Origin of the sequence: Lysinibacillus sp. KCTC 33748 (assembly GCF_002237755.1) — a bacterium.
Lineage (GTDB): Bacteria > Bacillota > Bacilli > Bacillales_A > Planococcaceae > Lysinibacillus.
This window is the reverse complement of record NZ_MWSJ01000008.1, coordinates 17672-39770: the sequence shown is the minus strand read 5'-3', so window position 1 is coordinate 39770 and position 22099 is coordinate 17672. Positions and strand designations below refer to the sequence as shown.

Below are 22099 nucleotides of genomic sequence, written 5' to 3'. Positions count from 1 at the left end.
GTGCTTGTACAAAGCCGATTCCAGACGCAATTATGCTGAGGCATCATTGATAAATTATCAAGTAGAGAGGGAGAATGTCTAGATGAATTGGTTACAGTTAGCAGAGGAAGTTATTGCAGGGAAAGTCCTTAGCAATGAGGAGGCTCTTGCCATTTTACATAGTGAAGATGATGAGCTATTAAAGTTGATGGACAGTGCCTTTGCTATTCGTAAGCACTACTATGGAAAAAAAGTAAAATTAAATATGATTATGAATGCTAAGAGCGGTTATTGCCCAGAGGATTGTGGCTATTGTTCTCAGTCATCAAAATCTACAGCACCGATTGAAAAATATCCTTTCATTACGAAAGAGGAAATTTTAGCGGGGGCCAAACGTGCATTTGACAATAAAATCGGTACTTATTGCATCGTGGCAAGTGGTCGTGGGCCGACTCGAAAAGATGTCAATGTAGTTAGTGAAGCGGTTACAGAAATTAAAGAGAAGTATGGCTTAAAAGTTTGTGCTTGTCTTGGCTTACTAAAAGAAGAACAAGCACAGCAATTAAAAGAAGCGGGGGTGGATCGTTACAACCATAACTTAAATACATCTGAACGCCATCACTCTTATATTACTACGTCCCATACGTATGAAGATCGTCTGAATACGGTTGAAATTGCGAAAAAGCATGGAATCTCACCTTGCTCAGGGGCCATTATTGGTATGAAGGAAACAAAAGAGGATGTCGTGAATATTGCGCGTGCACTTCATCAATTAGACGCGGATTCGATTCCGGTCAACTTCTTAAATGCGATTGATGGTACGAAACTAGAAGGGACAAAAGAATTAAATCCACGTTATTGCTTAAAAGTTTTAGCGTTGTTCCGTTATATGAATCCAACAAAGGAAATTCGCATTTCTGGTGGACGAGAAATTAATCTTGGATCACTTCAGCCATTAGGCTTATATGCAGCAAACAGTATCTTTGTTGGGGATTACTTAACAACTGAAGGACAAGAAGCAAACAGTGATTATCGTATGCTTGAGGATTTAGGCTTTGAAATTGAATTATCAGAGAAGCAAGAAGCAGCATTCTGCTAAGTAAAACTTATCTACGTATTAACGGGCGGTAATGAACTGCCCGTAAAAGCCCGATTGGTGAAGACTAATAATCAGTGCGGGATAAGAAACCCCACTGATTAAAGTTTCACCTTATGAAATAAAATCTACTACTACTACTTAATTATCATCGAATTTGAAAAGCCGTATGTGCGTCGTGGAAAAGGCGTACATACGGCTTTTCGTATTGAATGTAGGAATGCGGCGGGGCGGTATGAAGATTGTATTTATGCCTTGAAAAATCCGGTTTTCACAAATTGTTCAATGAAAGCGTTTTGAAATTGAACAGTTTGTGAAGGGCTTCACATAAGGCTTTAATTTTATAAAAAATCGGCGTAAAATAAGAATCAAGTAAGGGGTTGTTATAAAACAGTTAGAAAAGTATCACGGTTTTTGGTGGTTGTTATATTACAAAAACAAATTGGAAGGGAGTTTTTATGATGTGGGTTATTACAGTATTTGATAAAAAGGACGTTCGAATTTTTGAGTATGCTAACAAAGATGAGGCAACAAAGGCTTTAGAGAAATTTAAGAAACATGCCGTTTTAACATACACAAAATAATTGCAAGTTTGATTGAAGCAACCCTCTTCGTGCGCTATAGCGCACGAAGAGGGTTGCTTTTTATCCTGTTAATGAAGGAGAATTGAAATCGCGCTGTATACTAATAAAAGAGCCATCACGATATTAAATGTTTGACGATACTGTAGTAAAATTTTTTGAAAAGCTGAACCAAATAGGGCCCAACTGAATGTGCTCATTATACCGACCATTCCTAAAAATAACGAAAAAAGCAAGTAGCTGACATAGGAAGAATAATAGGGAAGAATGTAAGTTGCCACTACTGTAATGCCAAACAAAATACCTTTAGGGTTTACGAATTGTAATAAGACGCCTACTAAAAATAAGCTCCGTTTGTTATCCTCTTCTTCATCAGTCTCATTCTCTTTGCTCGTTAGTATTTTAATAGCTAAATATAACATATAGCCCACACCAAGAATGGTCAAAGGAAATTCGATCATTGGCATAATATTTGTAAGGACCCTATTAAATAAACTACTCAAGCCCGTAATCGCAAAAAAACCAACCCCAACACCTATACAAAATTGAAGAGTTTTTGCTAATCCATGTTTGTTTGCAAATGCCATTGCCATAATATTGTTAGGACCTGGAGTAAAGCTAGTAATTACTACAAATACTAAAAAAGAAAATAAAGGCATTTGTGGACCCCCTTTGAATTTGTTTGTTATAATGTCTGAAATAAACAATATAACGTACGTCTTTTTATTATACATAACGGTCGTTATATTGTACATTTTGAAGAGGAGATATTTAATGGAAGAAATTCAGCTTATTTTTGCAAAAAATTTAAAAATGATTCGAGAGAAAGAAAAATTAAGTTTGGAGAAAGTTTCTCAATTGTGCGGAGTAAGTAAAACGATGATAGGACAAATTGAAAGGGGAGAGTCCAGTCCAACTCTTACAACTATTTGGAAAATAGCGAATGGGTTAAAGGTTTCTTTTACTACGTTAATTAATAATCCTCAGCCTGATACTGAAATTATTATTAGAGAAGATGTTCAACTATTATCTGAAGATGATGGAAGATATAGAGTGTATCCAATCTTTCCTTTTCAAGAGGATAGCCGCTTTGAAATATACACGGTGGAGATTGAAAGGGAAGGGACATTAAGCGCTGAGGCTCATAAAGATGGCACAGAGGAGTTTATCATGGTTTTTGATGGTGAGCTAGTGATGAGAGTCAATGAAGACGAGTATCACTTAAAGCGTGGTGACTCCATTCGATTTAAAGCAGATCGTCCACATATCTACAGGAATCCTGGTGATACGTTAACAAAATTAAGTATGACTATCTATTATCCAAACTAAATGTATAAATGGGAAAGCCGTATGAACACATCATAAAAAGTGCTCATACGGCTTTTTATTCTACTTAACTCGCATTAACGGGCAGTAATTTATTTACACTGAATCAGGTACAAACCTCAAAGCGAATGCATTAGCTAGAGGATGAACTGCCCGTAAAAGCCCGATTGGTGAAAACTAATAATCAGTGGGGATAAAGAATATCCCCACTGATTAAAGTTTCACTTTATAAAATGCTACCTAAGCGTTTAATACCTTCGCGGATTACTGCAGGTGTTGCATTTGTATAATTTAAGCGCATTGTATTAACACCTGTTTTAGATGTGTAGAATGGATCGCCTGGTACGAAGGCAACTTTTTGCTCCATCGCTTTTTGGAAGACGTCTAATGATGAAGTTCCATTATTCATTGTAGCCCAAATGAACATTCCGCCATATGGTCGTGTGTAGTCCACATGTGCTGGGAAAAACTCCTCCATTGCATTTAGCATAGCATCGGCTTGATTTCTATATAACGCTATAATTTTCTGAACGTGCTCCGTATAGTCATTGTTTGCTAAATAATCATAAATGACATATTGAGAGAAAATATTTGTGTGTAAGTCAGTTGCTTGCTTCGCAGTTTCGATATGCTGCAATAATTCTTTATTTTTTGTAATGATAAAGCCAAGACGCATTCCTGGTGTGACTGTTTTAGAGAAAGAACCTAGCAAAATACTATTTTCTAATTTACCAGCACCAATGTATGGTAGTGGCTCACCTTGGAAGCGTAACTCTCCATACGGATCATCCTCAATTAACGCTACATCATATTTTGATAGGATTTCGAAAATTTGCTGACGTTTTTCTTTAGAATACGTAAGACCTGTTGGGTTTTGGAAATTTGGAACTGTATACACGAATTTTACATTTGGTTGTTGTAGTGCATTCTCTAATTCTTCTAAGTTTAACCCATCATTTTCGAGTGTTACACCATAGAAGGTTGGCTCACTTAATGTGAAGGCTTGAATAGCACCTAAGTAACCAGGCTCCTCGATGACGATACCATCGCCTTTGTTAATAAGTACTTTCCCAATTAGTTCAAGAGCCTGCTGTGATCCTGTTGTAATAAATACATCGTCAGCATGGACATCTAGTCCGTGTACTCGTCGGTATTTTGCAGCAATGTACTCACGTAAAGGCGCATAACCTTGTGTACCTGAGTATTGGAATAGACGACTACCGTTTTCCGAAATCGCTTTGTTCGCAGATGCCTTTAACGCTTCAACTGGGAAAGAAATTGGGTTTGGAAGCCCCCCTGCAAATGAGATGACATCCTCTGATTCAGTTACTTTCAAAATATTTCGGATGAATGAAGATGGCGTATTTAGTATCTTTTCTGAAAATTCCATAATTTATCGTTCCTTTTTTCTGATTTTTTAAAAATTATATCATTGTCATCATATGCATACAATATTATCATTGTATGCAAGACAATTAAATATTGTATGCAAAAAATGAGAGAGAAGGAGCTTAGCTTAGAATATGCCAGTTAATTCGTTCGAAGAATATCCAATGAGTTGGAAGCCGAATATTAGCGAAAGTTCGGCTCCATTATATATAGCAATAGCTGAACAACTGGAACAAGATATAAAAAATGGGAAATTACCGCCAGGCACAAAGCTGCCTCCTCAGCGTGAGCTAGCAGATTTTTTAGATGTTAACTTAAGCACGATAACAAGAGCTTTTAAACTTTGTGGGCAGAAGGGGCTTATATATGCATCTATCGGAAGTGGAACATTCGTTTCATCAGATGCGGCGACGAATAAAATTTTATTACCGACAAGTAATTCTACTCAGATAATCGAAATGGGCTCTGTGCTGCCAGAAAATCATGCGAATGAGGATATTACACGTTATATGAAAAAGATGATGAATGACCCTAATTTTAGCAAATTATTTCAATACGGACGACCAGAAGGAAATGCGAGGCAAACGGAAGCAGCCATGAAGCTTTTGGAAAAGGTCAACTTTCAAACGGATCAACCAGTATTACTTGGGGCAGGGGGACAAAATGCCATTGTTGGTACGCTAGCGGCATTGTTTCAGCCAGGAGATCGAATTGGTACAGATCCCATTACTTATGCAGGTATAAAAACAGCAGCAAATATGCTTGGTATCCAACTAGTAGCAATCCAACAAAGAAACGGAGAAATGACAAGAGAGGGGCTATTATACGCTTGTAAAAATGAGCATATAAAAGGTCTTTATGTTATTCCTGATTTTCATAATCCAACAACCCATACAATGTCGATGGAAACAAGGAAAATGATAGCGGAAGTTGCGAGGCAAAAAGACTTAATCATTATTGAGGATGCGATCTATAGTTTTCTTAAAGAGAAACCACTTGCACCAATTGCCTCCTACGCACCAGAAAAGGTCATTTATATTGCCAGTGTTTCAAAAACTATTTCACCGGGCTTACGACTATCCTATATCGTTACACCGCCAGCACTGCGAAAAAAAATAATGGAAACTTTGTATAACATAAATATTTCAGTGTCTTTAATGATGGTGGAGCTTACGGCAAGGATGATTCATGATGGCGTCGTGCAAACCATTTTAGAGAAGCACCGTTTGTATGCTAAGCAACAAAATGCCCTTGTCAATCAATATTTAGGGGAATATAACATTTTAGGAGAAGAGGAATGTATTTTCAGATGGCTTATACTTCCCGAAAAATTCACTAGCATCCAGTTTGAATTGCTAGCAGCGAAAGCGGGTGTGCAAGTGTACGCAGCTGAACGTTTTGCCGTAGGAAATGCGAAGCTAGTAAATGCAGTCCGTTTGGCTATCACGGCACCTGAAAACCAACTTGAACAAGCACTCATTATTTTGAGGGATTTACTTGAAAGTGATGGGGATTATACATTTGTTGATTAAACTAAGGAAGGTTTATAATAAAGTTATGTAAAGAAATGTGGCGATTCGATAGCGCATACAGGGTAAGCCAAAGTAAATGAGGAGATAGAATATGAATAAAGGAAGAATCATTTTACATATTGACCTTAATTGCTTTTATGCCTCTGTTGAACAAATTTACGATGCCTCATTAAAAGGGAAACCTGTGGCAATCGCAGGTAATCCAAAAGAGCGTAGAGGTATTATTATTACTTGTAGCTACGAAGCAAGAGCAAGTGGTGTTTTTACAACGATGAATGTCGGAGAGGCACGTCGAAAGTGTCCAGAGCTAATTGTACTTCCTCCTAATTTTGAACGATACAGAGCTGCCTCCAAGTCATTTTTTAATTTGTTAAAAGAGTATAGCGACATTCTCCAACCAGTTTCAATCGATGAAGGATATTTGCAACTTCCTATAGTTGAAGGCCAACATGTATTGCAACACGTACAAAATATGCAAGATAGAATCTGGAACGAACTGCAACTTCCTTGTTCAATCGGCATTGCACCGAATAAATTTTTAGCGAAAATGGCAAGTGATATGAAAAAACCAATGGGTATTACCATACTCCGAAAGCGCGATGTTCCCGCAATATTGTGGCCGTTGAAAGTCATTGAGATGCATGGAGTAGGTAAAAGTACGGCGGAGAAATTAGGTAAATTAGGTATCAAAACAATTGGAGAACTAGCTGTAGCTGAAGAATATGTATTAAAGCAAAACTTTGGCATTAATGGTCTGCGTATGAAGCAAAAGGCAAATGGTGAAGATGACAGACCAGTTGATCCAGGAGCAATATATGATACGAAAAGTGTAGGGAATTCAACAACACTTTCCCGTGATACGACAGATAGAGATGAACTATATAAAGTAATCGCAACACTTTCTGAAAAGGTAGCGGAAAGATTAAAGGCCAAGAAACTTGCTGGAGTTACTGTAAGTATCATGATTCGTTCAGCTGATTGGGAAACATGTACACGAAGTAAGTCTATCAATAACGCAATTCATTCAAAAGAAGATATCGTTGAGCATGCCTGGTATCTCTTTAATAAGCATTGGGACGAGGAGCCAGTACGATTACTGGGTGTTACTGTATCGAATGTCAATGATATTAAAGAAACGACACAACAACTAACGTTATTTAATTTTGAAGAGCATGTAAAAGATGAGCCAATCATCAAACTGGTTGATCAAATCGAGCAAAAGTTTGGAAAAGGAACAATTTTGCGAGGTTCAGATATTGCCAAACCAGCTGGGAAATATCAAGCCAATACGAGTTTTAGTAAGGACTTTTGGGACGAACATAAGTAGAATAAATGATCAAACTTTACAATCAAACAGAAAACCGTCATTTCGATCAACCTTTTTTCGAAATGACGGTTTTCTAATTGTATTCAGATTGAAAGCGGCTTATTTAAGTGGAAATATTATATGTTCGTAGACAATTCATTTTCCTTTTGTTCATAGTTATCACGGCGATCTTTGATTTTTTCTAATACACTATTTAGCACATTCCGTTCAGCTAGCGTTTGATAAAGGACATTTTGAACCTGTGCGGCTTCCTTGTTTTCTTCTTGATTACTTAGAAATTCACTGAATGTTCCCATATAATCATGATAATCTATATTGGAAAGTGTTTTAGCAGCTACTTGTTTGTGCTTTGTTAACGCAGAAGTAAACTGTTTACGTGCCTCATCTGGTTGGGCAGGTATTAGTTTGATTTTACCTTTTGTATCTGAGTCTCCTGTGAAGTCAAGGAATTGATAATCGAACGCCAATGGTTTAGCAAGAGCGATATGGGCGTGAAGAGCAACAGCATGGTCAGGAAGTTTTTCAGTTATCTCACGAAGGATATCGTTTCCTTTGTCAAGATAACGACTGCCATCGAATGCAAGAACACGGCCGACTTCTTCAGAGAAATAGTCTTGAGCAAGGAATTCCTGATCGTATCCGGTAGGTGGTAAAACTCGAAGTCTTAAGTTATTTGATACGATGTTATGGCCGTTTATTTGCATAGCCACTTGAATGTTATAAAATCCTGGGTCATCAATTAACCAGCCATTTTTCCCTACGGACGCGAAAATAGTTTCGTACAGTGATTCACCAGGCATTATTACCTTATTCTCTTTGTTCCATAAATATTGAACATGAGGTAGTAATCGACGTCCTTGTTTTCCATCTTTTTTAACCATTACAGTCATTCCGTATAAATCGGACAATATATGTTTATTGATTGACTGAGGTTGATTCGAAGTATTTGTTAATTTGATTTCAATAACTGCAGGTTCTAACCATTGGAATATAGATGTTTTACGGTTAACCCTCAATTCAAGATTAAATGAAGGGTGAATAGAAACGGTCGGTTGCTCAAAACCATGATCTACAGCCCAATCAGCATTACCCATTTGTACGAAGCGCTCAGGAGCGTGGCGCAAAAACAAAAGCTCTTGATCGCTAAAACGATACTCAAAGTTTTTGAAGAACTCCTGTTGGTTGCCATCAAATTTGAAAGGGTAATTCATAAAGCTTAGAGCCTTAGGTTCTGGGGTAAGAGGGCGATCCAACGGTTCCCAAGGATGACCTAAGTGTTTTTGCCAAGAGTGCAGAAGATTGAAAGCATGTCCCATCTCATGGCAAGCACACCAAAAACGATATCGCTGTACCCAAGCTTCTGGGGAGGGGTCACCTTTAGGTGGATCTGAAATAAATGAATTATTAAAAATGGCCGTCCCTTGACGATGATTCGGACCTATACTATCAAACATAATACCGCCCAGACCATGGCCTTCTTCAGCTTCCGAATTTGCAAAGAATGTCCACATGGACCATTGGGGTTTATTATCAAAGTGTGACCAATATACCTGCATGGCATCATGCATCTCTTGGGTGTTCCACTTTTTATCAGTTCCTGTATGGTCTTTGGAAACCATATTATTACCGTCTGATATTTTCACATCAAACCCAGTGCGTTTGAAAACTTCTGAAATTGACAAAGTTTCATCCGGCAAAGATGCTGGTTTGTCTGGATGCGCGTGTGTTTGATAGGTTGTGACTGGTGTTGTCCCTTCTTCACCATCAAATTCAAATTCCACAGGATGGAAGTAAGGAGATTGAAACTTGAACGAGCTAGTTTTGTCTGTCTCTCCTCCAATCAGAAATGCGACTTCTGCAGTATGCTGTTCAGGGATTGAACCGCGTGTTACTTGTATTTTTACATTTGTATAAGGAAATGATTGTATGTCATCTAAGTATTTATTTCGAATATTGCCTGTCCAAGTATCTGGACCGTTAGCTGTTAACTTGGCAATCCAATGAATAGTAGAAGACATATTTGAAATAATAGTTCCGCTTGCTACCATTTGTGGGTAGTATCCGTCTACATCGATACGAAGTTCCTCACTGATTTGCTGTTCACTCCATGCATATAAGCCACTAATTGGTGCGAGGGGAAATTCTCCTAAACTGGAAGGGCTAATGGCTTTTTCTAATTCTTTTGCTTCGTTCGTTTTGTTTTGATCCATCTTTATTACCTCCATGTTTATTATTTTTTGTCTTTCTTCCTCAATCCCAAGAGCTACAATGTTTCATCAAAAATGCTAAATGTGTTTCAAATATTATATATGCAACAGTAAATATAAATATGACACATAAACACTATAAATTGGTAAAATAAATACAATGTGTAAAAGTATAGCTAATAACCTTAACGAGTGGTTGATTTCCGTTTCGACTGCCAGGGGGGCGTCCGATGAGCCGCTTGGGGCAGCAAATGTTTTCTGTGTGAAAGCGTAGTGCTAACGTAGCGGCAGCAGAGGGTTTTGGTTTTGTTTGTGCGAACCGCAGCGACAGCAACAGGTTTTGGACTGTGCGAAAGCGAAGCGGCAGCAACAACAGCACCGATGTTGGTCACGAAGGCGTTATCACAGGACGTGATGTTTTTAGCCTTCGTTCCTCTATATCGCTGACCCTAGGAGTAGCCCAGTCTCCTCTCCAATCAACTTATATATATGGCATACACTTTAACAAAAGTTATCCACAACTTTTGGTGATGATTTAAAATATGTAAGAATAATCTGTGTATTTACCAGGGAATACAAAATCAAAGAAAGAAGGTGTGGTAATGCATTATAAGGAGTACGGTAATCTACATAAGCCACTCATATTATTAATTCATGGAGGTGGTGTTGGAGGGTGGATGTGGGATAAACAAGTCCAATACTTTTCCGATTATCATTGCGTTGTACCAGAATTAATAGATAACGAGGCTAATAATACATCTGATTTTTCAATTGAAGATAGTGCAAAAAAGCTTCTAAGTTTAATAGAAGAAAAAGCAAAAAATAAACGAGTCATAGTAGTCGGATTTTCACTAGGAGCTCAAATTACTATTCAAATGGTTAGCTTAAAGCCGCAATTAATAGATTCAGCCATCATCAACAGTGCTTTAGTGACACCTTCCCCTATTGCAGAAAAATGGATTAGACCATTGATAAAACTAACTTTTCCCTTAATAAAAAATAAATCATTCGCCAAGCTTCAAGCTAAAACGTTATATGTCGATCAAGAATATTTTGAACAATATTATGAAGATAGTTCGAAGATGAAAGTAGATACACTTATTAAAATACTGAAAGAAAATATGTCGTTTGCTATCCCGCGTGATTTTTCGAAAGTGCAATGTAATATTTTAGTAACTGTCGGTGAAAAAGAGAAAGGCAACATGAAAAAATCTGCTCTCCATCTTGTGAATAGCAATCCCGATAGTCAAGGTATTGTGCTATCTAACATCGGCCACGGTGTCTCATTAGCCAACCCTGAGTTCTTTAACCGTTTTGTAGAAGAGTGGATTAAGGATGGTAAGTTACCAGAAGGGAAGGTTATCAATTAGTGCATAGTGCAAAAAAGAAGTTATTTTTACTTTTTGACTATTGTCTATAAAAGTAGGGAAGATATTTGTAAAACTAATGTCATATTTTTAAGTTGATAGGAATGGGGAGTCCGATATTGTGTCGGACTCATGCCTTTATTTTCTTTAATACGTTCTATACTTTTTTTTATGTTCCACATTCTCAGATTTTTTAAGATATATAAACTCTGATTCATGATGCCAAAGAATTCCTCCATGTAGCTGGTGGTTTCAAGAATGTTAAAACTTTCTCCAACCTTATTGATACAAGAGAATATGTTCGACGTGAGCCAATCGGATATATAATGATTTCGCAATTAAACACAACAGTAATATCAGTCCCCATTTTTGATTTGGGTTATCTGCTGTAAATTGACGGTTTAAAATATTTGGTGCAATTTTACTCACTGTCCTTTCATACAATTGATCGCACAACACACTTAAATTAAGCTTTTTCATAATACGTTTATTCCTTCTTTTGATTTGCTTTCCCCACGGTCGTCCAGCTCATTGCGAATACGGCGATATCCGTAACGACCTTCATGTTCCATAAATCGCTTAAATCTCAAAAATCGGCATTTGGATTTGGACGGTTTATCTTCTTTATGAAATCGTTGCTACGTGGAATTTGTGCGTATGCTACAAGCGCCTTCATCGAATATTTGTGCCTTAATTCATAGATGACCTTCACTTTATCTTCTTTGGTGATTTTTTCTTTCTTCATACTAAACAATTCAACTTTTTTGACGGTTTTAGTTGCCATAATGAGCAGTATCATGCAAGATTTATGCAAGTGTTTGACTTCATTGCATACGGTCAAATGGAGCTTTCGTATATTAAATGAAGCATAGTATGAACAGGTACTGCACTGAGACTCTTAATGGACAAGGGTAACATTCTATGGGAAGATGCAATTGAGGATTTCAACAGACAACCTGGTATTACACAATAAGAAAAATTAAAGAACCATTTGAAGTCAAACGAAGTAGAAGGCGCTAATCAAATAGAGGAACTGAAGCAAATTTATGTCCCCATTTAGTGTTGCGAATGCTCCTGATTGCCTAGATAGACGGGTTAATTCTGATTGTTATAAAATTTTATTGCAATTAGAAGTTTTTTGGTTTTTATAGTAAGGAGAGGTCAATTATTGAATTTGAATATTTTAGTTTTAGACGATGAAAAGGAAATTGCTGATTTAGTAGAGCTTTATCTAAAAAATGAAAATTATAATGTCTTTAAGTATTACATAGCTAAAGATGCCCTAAAATGTATTGAAAGTGAAAATATAGATTTAGCTATTTTGGATATTATGATGCCTGAAATTGATGGTTTTACAATTTTAAGGAAAATTAGAGAAAATTATAATTTTCCTGTTGTTATGCTTACTGCTAAAGAAGAAGAGATAGATAAAATAAACGGATTTACTCTAGGAGCGGATGATTATATAACAAAGCCTTTTCGTCCATTGGAGCTGGTTGCTCGCGTAAAAGCCCAAATACGGAGATTTACATTGTATAATCAGGATTCTAAGCAAAATGAAGGTATTATAGACTTTTCAGGTTTAGTTTTGAATAAGGATACACGCCAAGTCTTTTTAAATGAAAAGCAATTATCCCTTACTCCAACTGAATTCTCTATTCTATGGTATTTATGTTCAAATCGAGGGAAGGTCATTAGTTCAGAGCAATTATTCCAAGAAATTTGGGGAGAAAGGTATTTTAACAGCAATAACACCGTAATGGTTCACATTAGACATTTACGAGAAAAAATGAAAGATTCTGCGGAAAACCCAAAGTTTATTAAAACGGTTTGGGGAGTGGGGTATACAATTGAAAAATGAGTTTGGCAGACTGAAGAGGAAAATGATTGTACAAATTATTTTTATTTTAGTGATAGCAATAGTTATTGGTTATTTAATTAGTATTGCTTTACTTGATGGTATATTACAAGCTCCTTTTGCGGATGCCTTCGTTGCCTTTTGTGAAAATGTCCTGCAATTAGATTGGTACACAGCACAAAAAATTTATTTGATAATATTTCAACAGAATAAATCTCTTTGGCTAGCTGTAGGATTCATTCTATTACTTCTTATCATTTTTTATATTGCCCTATCTCGTTTTACTCGTTATTTTAATCTTATTAGTACAAGTATTAGTATGCTTTCAGATGAGTCAGATAAGGAAATTCACCTTCCTGCTGAGCTAGACTTTTTGGAGAAGCATTTAAATAATGTGAAAAATAAATTAGAAAAACGAGCGAGGGATGCACAAGAAGCTGAGCAAAGAAAGAATGATCTTGTTGTTTATTTAGCCCATGATATTAAAACCCCGTTAACATCAATTATTGGTTACTTAAGCCTTTTAGATGAGGCAAAGGATATGCCTGCTGATCAAAAAGATAAATATGTAACGATTACATTGGAAAAATCATATAGACTTGAACAATTAATTAATGAGTTCTTTGAAATAACAAGATTTAATTTACAATCCATTATTTTAGAGAAAGAGCTTATCCCTCTAAACTATATGCTATTGCAAGTAGCCGATGAATTTTACCCATTGTTAGTGCCAAAGGGTCAAAAAGCAATTGTCCATATAGATGGAGAAATCAATATTTATGCAGATGGAAATAAATTGGCAAGAGTATTTAATAATATTTTGAAAAATGCAATTGCATATAGTGACCCAAATAGTACAATTAAAATTAGTGCTAAAAGCGAAAATAATCAGACGTTTATTTCGTTTAGTAATACGGGGAAAACGATACCCGCTGAAAAATTGGATATGATATTTGAGAAATTTTACCGTTTAGATAGTGCAAGGTCAACACAAACAGGTGGTGCGGGACTCGGTTTAGCCATTTCAAATGAAATTGTACAAGCCCACGGAGGGACGATTTCAGCCACTTCTAGTAATGATAAAACAGTGTTCACTGTCATGATTCCAACCAAATCTTAAGAAACCTTAAGATTTTACTAATAGTTAATTAAAATAAAGCTCCTTTTTTTATGTTTGAATAGAAGCATACAGAAAAGGAGTTGTTATTTATTTTCACTAGAAAAAGTATTTATAGTATATTGTCCATATTAATCTTGTTATTTGTTTATTTTATACTGTCCAAAGAAACCCCTATGTCTTTACGCCAGGAGATCGTTACCTCTTCAAAATTAGTCGTACCAACAAATAGTGATGGGATGATCGATGTCGACTTACGTAGTTCCAACGCGATTTTAGTTAATTTGGATGAAAACAAAGTTCTATTGGATAAAAATAGCGAGGAAATTATTTATCCTGCATCTTTGACAAAAATGATGACGGTATTAGTTGCCATTGAACATATTAAAAATTTGCAAGACGATGTAGTTTTACCAAGAGAAATATTTAATGATTTATACAAAGAAAATGCTTCAGTGGCAGGTTTTCTCCCTAATGAGAAGCTTACTTTAAAGGATTTATTGTACGGTTCCATGTTACCATCAGGTGCAGAGGCAACAATCGGCTTAGCTAAATATGTTGCTGGTTCAGAACGGGAATTTGTAAAACTTATGAACGATAAGGCTAAAAAGCTAGGAATGGAAAATACTCACTTTATGAATACAACTGGACTGCATCACCCAGATCATTTTACGACTGTCAAAGACCTTTCTTTACTCTTACAATATGCGTTAAAAGATAATGAGTTTCGAAATGTTTATACAGCAGAAAGATATTTTATAAGGCCAACAAATCTTCATCCAGAAGGTATCGTATTGACGAATAAAATGTTTCATAATATGAACTCAAGTGCATTGCCTCGAGGAGAAATCTTGGGCGGTAAAACTGGCTATACAGAAGAAGCCGCTTTATGTTTAGCGAGTTTGGCTAAGATAAATGGACAAGAATATATCCTTGTGACAGTAGGAGCTGAAGGGAGTTCTCAGACTGTGCAATTTAATATAGAGGATGCATTTTCAGTATATAGTAAATTATAAACTTATCTTAGAAAAATTAAATTTTCATAAAACAATTGAAGAAGAAGCACCTGCTCTAATTGATTTAGAAAAAGTAGTAGGGTTTATGGATTGTTTGTTTAAGTAAAAAACGCATTGTAGCTCCAAAAAAGTATGTTCATAAAAGTGTAGGGAGACATGTTGAAACTCAAAAAGAATTTAAGCCTTATAACATTGAGAACTTCACTTTCAACCAAACTCGAATCATAAAACTACTTTAGAAAACAGGTTTTTAACGTTACCTATAATTCATATATATAGAGTAAAAGCTAATAGGGGTAGAAATCATTGGACAAACAAAATAGCAGATATAGATGGGTTGTATTTGTTTCTGTATTATTTACTTATTTGTTAATGGCGAGTCAACGCACCGCCCCAGGACTGATTACAGACCAATTGATGCATGATTTTAATGTAACAGCATCAACGATTGGGTTATTGACGAGTATACAATTTTTTGTCTACACGAGTTTGCAAATTCCGATGGGGATTTTAGCTGATCGATTTGGGCCGAATTTTTTTCTAATTATTGGTGCTACCCTTACAGGTTTAGGGACGATTATTTATAGTATGGGTACACATGAATTTGTCCTGTTTTTTGCCAGAATACTAACTGGGGTAGGGGATGCGACCATATGGGTGAACATGGTGCTAATTTTGGCTCAATGGTTTCATACAAAGGAATTTGTTCGATTAATTGGCCTGGCGGGTATGACAGGAAGTCTTGGTTTCTTATTGGCGACAGTACCTTTTTCTACATGGATACTTTTATTTGGTTGGAGGGTAACATTTTTCTCAGTAGGACTACTATTATGTTTATGTGGCATTCTCCTTTATTTTGTACTTGTAAAAAAAACAAAACAAGTTTTTGGAGATGAGCAAGAAGTAGCTACAGCAGAAGTGCAACGTGAAAAAACGTCAGTTTTACTGCGAAGAATATTTTCAAATCCGCAAGCGTGGGCTCTATTCTTTTGCCATTTTGGGGTAGTCGGCGGTTATGTAGGATTTATCAGTTCGTGGGCAGTACCATATGGGATGAATATATATGAAATGACTCGTTCAGATGCGAGCCAGCTGATTATGATCGGTCTTATTGGGGCTCTTATTGGGGCACCTCTAGCTAGTTGGATTTCAAGTCGGTTAGAAACAATTAAAAAACCGTATATTATCGTTCATATTGTTGTTTTATTAGGGTGGTTATCTTTCCTTTTATGTAATGGGCATCCTTCCTTTTTCTTTCTAATTATTATTTTCTTTAGCATTGGCTTTGGATATGGGGCAAGTGCATTAACTTTTGCAGCTGTACGTCAATCTTTTAAACTGGAGGAATCAGGAATTGTTTCAGGGATTGCGAATACGGGCGGCTTTCTAAGTGCTGTATTGCTACCCATCATTTTTGGATATATATTGGATCATTTTCAATCAACTTCAGGAAATCTATTGGATGGCTATTCCTATGGTTTCATCACGCCGGTTATCTTCTCCATCGTTGGTTTGAGTGGAGTGATTTTATTTAAGGAAAAACGCCAGAACGTAAATAAAAATAACAAGCAGGGGTAAAGAGCATGGAAGCAAAGCAACCATGGTGAAGGAAATGCTGATGTTTTAATTGGGACGTATAACGTTATACTTAGAGAAATAAGCACTTTCGCTTATGATTCAATTTTACAGTACTCGGTCAGTCGAAGTTCTGTACTAATGGATTGTATGTGGAGGTGCTTTTTTTCTTTCTGGGCTCCATGTTCCATGTATTGGTCTGGCCATACCTATTAAGTAACACATAATGACCTGATCCGCCATGTACAAAACATTAGGCACAATGGGCATATAAAAATCCTAATCCGAACACTGAGCACCTCGTTTTTTTGTCTATTCACCCTAGAATTTCCTTGATGGTGGTACATCGATAGAATAGTAGAGGAATGTAGTTTATGAAATAGGAGTTTAACTTCTTTCAGCAAATGTTTATTGTAGTGAAAGCAAAGCGTCAGCTATATAAGTCTCCTACCTCTTTAAGTGGTGAGATGAGTGCAGATTTAAACTACTTTTCAGCGGATGTTCAAATACCAACTGAAAGAAGTTAAAGCATTCGGTCGATTCCGGACGCAATCTCTTATCATGGATATCAAACAAATCAAGTGAGGAGTATTCCTCCGTAGATAGAGCTACCTGCCTTCGTTAAAACTTATTGCTAACACAACATCGGTTGTGTAAATAAGAAAGTCTTATAGAACAGAAAATAAATCAAAGATGTTGTACACAGGGCATGGCAACACCATCTATGGAGAGCTTTGTAAGGATTCTCTTAAGTATATAAGAACCCCCACTGCTTTAGCTGTGGGAGTAGTCAGATTAATCATTAAAAATGCTTGTCATTTTCTCTGCAACCTCTTCGGTAATCGCAAGAAATCGTTTGGAAATTGATGTCATGTAACGATCCTTAAGTGTAATTATATTAAGTTTTGTTTGTAACACTGGATTTGCTAGTGGTCTAAGTACCGGTAAATCAGGAGAATTAAGTAGCTTGAAACAGCTAGGTACAAAACAAACTCCTGCGCCTTTCATTACCATCATAAGTGTTGGTAATGTTTCTGTCCCCCAGTAAACGACATTAGGCGTAAATCCACTTTTTTGGCATGCCTCGATCACATCATCAGCAACACCTGATCCATAAGATGTTGTATTTAAAAGAAATCGCTCGTTTTTCAAGTCTGCAATATCAATAGAATCTTTTTCACATAGATGATGGTTGGGGGGAAGAGCTAAAAGTAAAGGTTCTGTTAGTAGTGTTGAAGTATGGATGTCTTCCGCTCTCACTGAAGTTCGGACAATTCCAATATCTATTTTATGACTTCTTAGTTCTTCTAAAATATATGATGTATTACCCTCGCGAACATGTGTAACTATGTTAGGAGTTTCCTTTTGAATTTTTTTTAAGACATTTGGCAAAATAAATAGATTTGCTGAAGTAGTACAACCCAATTTCACAGTACCTCTAATTCCTTCATGAAACTCGACTAATTGCTTCTCCGTATTCTCAGATAAATCAAGTAATTCTTTTCCTTTTTCATATAAAAATACTCCACTTGGTGTTAATTCAAGAGATCTACCTAAACGATTAAACAAAGTGACATTTAATTCTTGTTCAAATTTTCTAATTAAAATACTTAAGGGGGGTTGAGTCATTTGCAGTGCAGTAGCAGCTTTTGTAATGCTACCTTCCTCAACTACTGTAATAAAACAATGTAAACGATGAAGGTTCATTGTGATAACTCCTCCTTTTAGTATTCATAAAATATATGGAAGTCATATAAATATTATAATTTACATTATAAAAATGTAAAGATATAATATTTCCATAATTAAGAATAGTTCAAAAATTGGTTTTAAACTGTATTTTAGTTTTAAGTTAGTTGATACCAGAGTGTGTCCATCCAATCGCAAATTATTAATTTATAAATGGAGGTTTTATCAATGACAACTAAAATTACTCAACAATCAAAAACTGTAGAGTTAGCTAAACTGGACAAAAAGCACTTTCTACATCCAGCTTCAAATCCGAAGGCTTTAATTGACAATGGACCGCCTATCATCTTTGTTAAAGGTAAAGGCGTTACAGTTACAAGTACGGATGATGTGGAATACATCGACGGGATGTCAATGCTTTGGAACGTGAACTTAGGACATGGGAATCAAGAACTTGCAGATGCTGGTAATAGTCAATTATCTACCCTCGCGTATGCATCATCATTTAAAGGATTCTCAAATGAACCATCCATTCTACTTGCTGAAAAATTAGCTGAGTTAGCACCAGGAGATTTAAATAGTGTATTCTACACTTCTGGTGGGTCAGAATCAAATGATACAGCAATTAAATTAGCTCGTTTCTACTGGGAGCTTAAAGGGAAATCAGAAAAAAGAAAGATTATTGCGCTAACGAATGCTTATCACGGTGTAACGATAGGAGCGCAAACAGCTACTGGTCTTGCAGCATACCACAAGTTCGCATCATCAAATATAGACGGAGTTGTTCGTGCAACAGCCCACCTATTAAACAGCGAGTTAGGTGATAAAAGTGATCCAAACTATGCAGAATCTATCCGTGGAACAATTGAAAGAGAAGGTGCGGAGACGATTGCCGGAATTATTATTGAACCTGTGCAAGGTGCGGGCGGAGTTAATATTCCACCAGAAGGTTACTTAGAAGCAGTTCGTAAAATCTGTGACGAGCACAATATCCTTTTCATGGCAGATGAAGTTATTTGTGGATTTGGTCGTACGGGGAAAATGTTTGGTGTAAACAACTGGAATGTTGTCCCTGATATGATGTCAATTGCAAAAGGAATTACGAGTGGTTATTCGCAACTTGGCGGGGTCATGATGAATGATGAAATTAGAGAAACAATTGCTAACTTCGATGCTGTTATCCCACATGGTTTCACATATAGTGGCCATCCGACTGCTTGTGCAATTGGACTGAAAAACATTGAAATACTAGAGCGTGATAATATTATTGACCACGTAAACGAAATGGAGAAAGAACTTAAAAAAGGTTTAGATTACTTAGCTGAAAAACATAGTATTGTAACAAATTGCAGAGTAATTGGTCTGTTGGCTGCATTTGAACTTTATGAAGATCCAACAAGTGGAAAATTGTTTGATCCAACTGTTTTCCCAGCAAATGCGGTAGTTGACGCATGTTTCAATCGCCAATTAATAGTAAGAGCGCTCGGAGCGTATAACCAAATTGTGGCAATTGCACCGCCGCTTATTATTAACAAAGAAGAAATTGAAAAAATGATTCAAATTATAGACGATTCGATTACTGCTTTTAAAAATACACGCAACTAAACTATTCCTATAAAGTAAGTTGAGTAGTGGTGGTTATAGTTAAAAAAGGAGAGGTTCTCTAGTGCTTTATATAAATGGTGAATGGCGAGATACCGGAAATAAATTAGATGTAACAAATCCTGCGACAGGAGAAATAATAAGAACTGTTGCTACAGGTGGTAAAACTGAAACTACAGAAGCAATCGAAAGTGCGAAGAGAGCATTTGAATTCTGGGGTAAGACAACTGGAAATGAGCGCAGCAACTACCTGTTTCAAGTGGTTCAATTGATGAAAGAAAAAACAAAAGAATTAGCTGAAACAATTACACTTGAAAATGGTAAGCCTTTACCAGATGCTACTCGTGAAGTAGCAGGTGCGATCGGCTATCTAGAATGGTATGCAGAGGAAGCTAAGAGAATTTATGGGGAAACAATTCCTGCATCTGCAGCTGATAAACACTTAATGGTAATTCGCGAACCTGTTGGGGTATGTGCAGCTATTACACCATGGAATTTCCCGTTATCGATGATTACAAGAAAAATTGCACCTGCACTTGCTGCAGGTTGTACGATTGTTTTAAAACCGGCTGACTTAACTCCTCTTTCGGCGATAAAAGTATTCGAATGCTTTCATGAAGTTGGACTACCTGCTGGAGTTGCAAACCTGGTAATTGGCCCAGCTGAAGAAATTGGAAACGAGATGACGAGTAACCCAGACGTTCGTAAAATCACATTTACTGGCTCGACGCGTGTGGGGAAAAAACTTATCCGTGATTCGTCTGATACAGTGAAGAAAATATCAATGGAGCTTGGTGGACACGCACCGTATATTGTGTTTGAGGATGCTGATATTGACGCAGCAGTTAATGGTATCTTAGTGTCTAAGTTTATTAACTCAGGTCAAACTTGCATCAGCACCAATCGGATTTACGTAGCAGAAACTATAGCTGATGAATTCTCAGGAAAGTTAGCTGAAAAGGTATCTAAATTAGTTGTAGGAAATGGATTAGAAGATGGCGTAAATGTCGGTCCAGTAATTAATAAAGTGGCTCTTGAAAAAGTGAAAAGTCAAGTAGAAGACGCTGTGAAACATGATGGTAAAGTAATTGCAGGTGGTAATGTATTTACATTAAATAATGGTAGCGGTTACTTCTTTGAGCCCACAGTTATTCAATATGCAAGCGATAATATGAAGATTACAACAGAAGAAACATTTGGACCAGTTGCACCAATTTATACATTTAAGACGGAAGAAGAGGTAGTTGAAAGAGCAAACCATCCTGAATATGGTCTTGCAGCTTATTGTTATACGCGAGACATTGGGCGAGGCTTACGAATGATGCGTGCTTTAGAGTTCGGAATTGTTGGTATTAATGATCCAGCTCCAGTGGTTGTACAAGCTCCGTTTGGTGGTATGAAGGAAAGTGGAATGGGGAAAGAAGGCGGTTGGTACGGACTTGAGGAGTACTTGGAGAAGAAGTTTGTATCGATTTATTTAAAATAATAAAAAATGTTACTAATCTAGGTAACTAATTATATTGTAGTAGACTTATCTACATTCTCCATGTCTCCCATACATAGTTTCTAAAGAATGTATGGGAGACAATCTACACAATTAATAAAGTAATAAACTTTAATTTAATTCCAATAAAATAAGAGGGTGAATTTATTATGTCTCAAGTAAATTTAAAAAATAATGGACAAGAAATAGTTGTCCGCAATATTTTAAAAGAGGATCTTGCTGAAGTTGCCTCACTTTCTATGAAGTGTTTTGGACCTGATATGGCATTAAAATATGAGCATTTTGAAAGTCAGATTGAGTTGTTTCCAGAAGGTCAAATTTGTCTAGAATATAACGGTAAAATTGTAGGAACCGCTTTAAGTCTAATTGTAAATTTTGAAGATTACGGAGATAGTCACTCATATTTTCAAATCTGTGATTTAGGATTTATTCGAAATCATAACCCTAATGGTAGAAACCTATATGGTATTGAAATTGGAGTACACGAAGATTTTAGAGGGTTACAATTGGGGCGTTATTTGTATGATGGCCGAAAAAGAATATGTGAGAAACTTAACTTAGAAAGTATCTTAGTAGGTGGTCGTATACCTTTTTACTATAAATATGCTGAGCAGATGAGTGCAGATGAGTATGCACTAGAGGTAATGAAAGGGAAAATATATGATCCTGTATTAACATTCCAAATGAAAAACGGATACGTATTAAATAAAGTAATGCCAGGCTATTTACCTGGGGATGTTGAGTCGTTAGAATATGCAACACTTTTGGAATGGAAAAATCCAGTTTACAAGCTTAAATTAGTATGAGTCTTTTGTCCGTTATGTTCGCCTATTTTAATAGGCGAACAGTGGATGCCCATTGTTTTTTGAGATTATTTAACTTCTTTAGTTGTGTAAGCGCTTTCAAAAGATTGTTGTAAGAGTTCCATTAGAAG

Annotated in this window: 19 protein-coding genes; 14 read left to right on the top strand and 5 right to left on the bottom strand. The window is 36.4% G+C overall.

Annotated features, from left to right (window positions below; all coding sequences use genetic code 11):
- Window positions 1-82: 82 nt before the first annotated feature.
- Entirely contained in the window at window positions 83-1078 is a 996-nt protein-coding gene (gene bioB / locus B1B04_RS12210; RefSeq protein ID WP_079561728.1) for a biotin synthase BioB, read from the top strand.
- Window positions 1079-1533: 455 nt separating this feature from the next.
- A complete protein-coding gene (locus B1B04_RS26445; RefSeq protein ID WP_276207757.1) occupies window positions 1534-1659 on the top strand; it encodes a hypothetical protein in 126 nt (41 codons plus the stop codon).
- Window positions 1660-1727: 68 nt separating this feature from the next.
- On the opposite strand, the gene B1B04_RS12205 is transcribed toward B1B04_RS26445, so the two are convergent.
- Window positions 1728-2315, bottom strand: a complete 588-nt coding sequence (locus B1B04_RS12205) for a LysE family transporter (protein WP_079561727.1) — start codon at window positions 2313-2315, stop codon at window positions 1728-1730.
- A 115-nt stretch (window positions 2316-2430) separates the two neighbouring features.
- Here B1B04_RS12205 and B1B04_RS12200 point away from each other — a divergent pair, with 115 nt between their 5' ends.
- Entirely contained in the window at window positions 2431-2985 is a 555-nt protein-coding gene (locus B1B04_RS12200; protein ID WP_079561726.1) for a helix-turn-helix domain-containing protein, read from the top strand.
- Window positions 2986-3208: 223 nt separating this feature from the next.
- Here the strand turns inward: B1B04_RS12200 and B1B04_RS12195 are convergent, their stop codons facing one another.
- Window positions 3209-4372, bottom strand: a complete 1164-nt coding sequence (locus tag B1B04_RS12195) for an aminotransferase-like domain-containing protein (protein WP_079561725.1) — start codon at window positions 4370-4372, stop codon at window positions 3209-3211.
- A gap of 133 nt (window positions 4373-4505) precedes the next feature.
- On the opposite strand from B1B04_RS12195, the gene B1B04_RS12190 reads away from it, so the two are divergent.
- Window positions 4506-5903 carry an aminotransferase-like domain-containing protein gene (locus B1B04_RS12190; protein ID WP_079561724.1) on the top strand — a complete coding sequence of 466 codons (1398 nt, stop codon included), beginning with the start codon at window positions 4506-4508 and terminating at the stop codon, window positions 5901-5903.
- 91 nt (window positions 5904-5994) lie between these two features.
- Complete coding sequence (locus B1B04_RS12185) at window positions 5995-7230, top strand: DNA polymerase IV (RefSeq protein WP_079561723.1); 1236 nt, start codon at window positions 5995-5997, stop codon at window positions 7228-7230.
- A 116-nt stretch (window positions 7231-7346) separates the two neighbouring features.
- Here B1B04_RS12185 and B1B04_RS12180 read toward each other — a convergent pair whose 3' ends face one another.
- Entirely contained in the window at window positions 7347-9440 is a 2094-nt protein-coding gene (locus tag B1B04_RS12180; protein ID WP_079561722.1) for a hypothetical protein, read from the bottom strand.
- A 303-nt stretch (window positions 9441-9743) separates the two neighbouring features.
- Here B1B04_RS12180 and B1B04_RS25935 point away from each other — a divergent pair, with 303 nt between their 5' ends.
- Together B1B04_RS25935 and B1B04_RS12175 are read left to right on the top strand one after the other, a co-directional pair.
- Window positions 9744-9884, top strand: coding sequence for a hypothetical protein (locus B1B04_RS25935; RefSeq protein WP_205756640.1), 141 nt, complete (start codon window positions 9744-9746; stop codon window positions 9882-9884).
- A 155-nt stretch (window positions 9885-10039) separates the two neighbouring features.
- Entirely contained in the window at window positions 10040-10807 is a 768-nt protein-coding gene (locus B1B04_RS12175; protein WP_079561721.1) for an alpha/beta fold hydrolase, read from the top strand.
- Window positions 10808-11390: 583 nt separating this feature from the next.
- On the opposite strand, the gene B1B04_RS12170 is transcribed toward B1B04_RS12175, so the two are convergent.
- The gene (locus tag B1B04_RS12170) at window positions 11391-11618 is read right to left on the bottom strand and encodes a hypothetical protein (protein ID WP_079561720.1); all 228 of its coding nucleotides are present in this window, start codon (window positions 11616-11618) and stop codon (window positions 11391-11393) included.
- Window positions 11619-11972: 354 nt separating this feature from the next.
- Between B1B04_RS12170 and vanR the strand changes: the two genes are divergently transcribed.
- The 4 genes from vanR (at window position 11973) to B1B04_RS12150 (ending at window position 16373) form a co-directional block, all read left to right on the top strand.
- Window positions 11973-12665: a VanR-ABDEGLN family response regulator transcription factor gene (gene vanR / locus B1B04_RS12165; RefSeq protein WP_079561719.1), complete on the top strand. Its 693-nt coding sequence runs from the start codon at window positions 11973-11975 to the stop codon at window positions 12663-12665.
- Window positions 12666-12687: 22 nt separating this feature from the next.
- Window positions 12688-13782: a sensor histidine kinase gene (locus B1B04_RS12160; RefSeq protein WP_170938975.1), complete on the top strand. Its 1095-nt coding sequence runs from the start codon at window positions 12688-12690 to the stop codon at window positions 13780-13782.
- A gap of 173 nt (window positions 13783-13955) precedes the next feature.
- Window positions 13956-14795 carry a D-alanyl-D-alanine carboxypeptidase family protein gene (locus B1B04_RS12155; protein ID WP_240518283.1) on the top strand — a complete coding sequence of 280 codons (840 nt, stop codon included), beginning with the start codon at window positions 13956-13958 and terminating at the stop codon, window positions 14793-14795.
- A 306-nt stretch (window positions 14796-15101) separates the two neighbouring features.
- Window positions 15102-16373, top strand: coding sequence for an MFS transporter (locus tag B1B04_RS12150; RefSeq protein WP_079561717.1), 1272 nt, complete (start codon window positions 15102-15104; stop codon window positions 16371-16373).
- A gap of 792 nt (window positions 16374-17165) precedes the next feature.
- Here the strand turns inward: B1B04_RS12150 and B1B04_RS12145 are convergent.
- On the bottom strand, window positions 17166-18077 hold the full coding sequence (locus B1B04_RS12145) for a LysR family transcriptional regulator (RefSeq protein WP_079561716.1): 912 nt from the start codon (window positions 18075-18077) through the stop codon (window positions 17166-17168).
- A 210-nt stretch (window positions 18078-18287) separates the two neighbouring features.
- Here B1B04_RS12145 and B1B04_RS12140 point away from each other — a divergent pair, with 210 nt between their 5' ends.
- The 3 genes from B1B04_RS12140 to B1B04_RS12130 all read left to right on the top strand — a co-directional run bounded on the left by B1B04_RS12140 (window position 18288) and on the right by B1B04_RS12130 (window position 21971).
- Entirely contained in the window at window positions 18288-19664 is a 1377-nt protein-coding gene (locus tag B1B04_RS12140; protein WP_079561715.1) for an aminotransferase family protein, read from the top strand.
- Between the two features lie 61 nt (window positions 19665-19725).
- On the top strand, window positions 19726-21147 hold the full coding sequence (locus B1B04_RS12135; protein ID WP_079561714.1) for an NAD-dependent succinate-semialdehyde dehydrogenase: 1422 nt from the start codon (window positions 19726-19728) through the stop codon (window positions 21145-21147).
- A gap of 167 nt (window positions 21148-21314) precedes the next feature.
- Window positions 21315-21971: a GNAT family N-acetyltransferase gene (locus B1B04_RS12130; protein ID WP_079561713.1), complete on the top strand. Its 657-nt coding sequence runs from the start codon at window positions 21315-21317 to the stop codon at window positions 21969-21971.
- Window positions 21972-22099 lie beyond the last annotated feature (128 nt).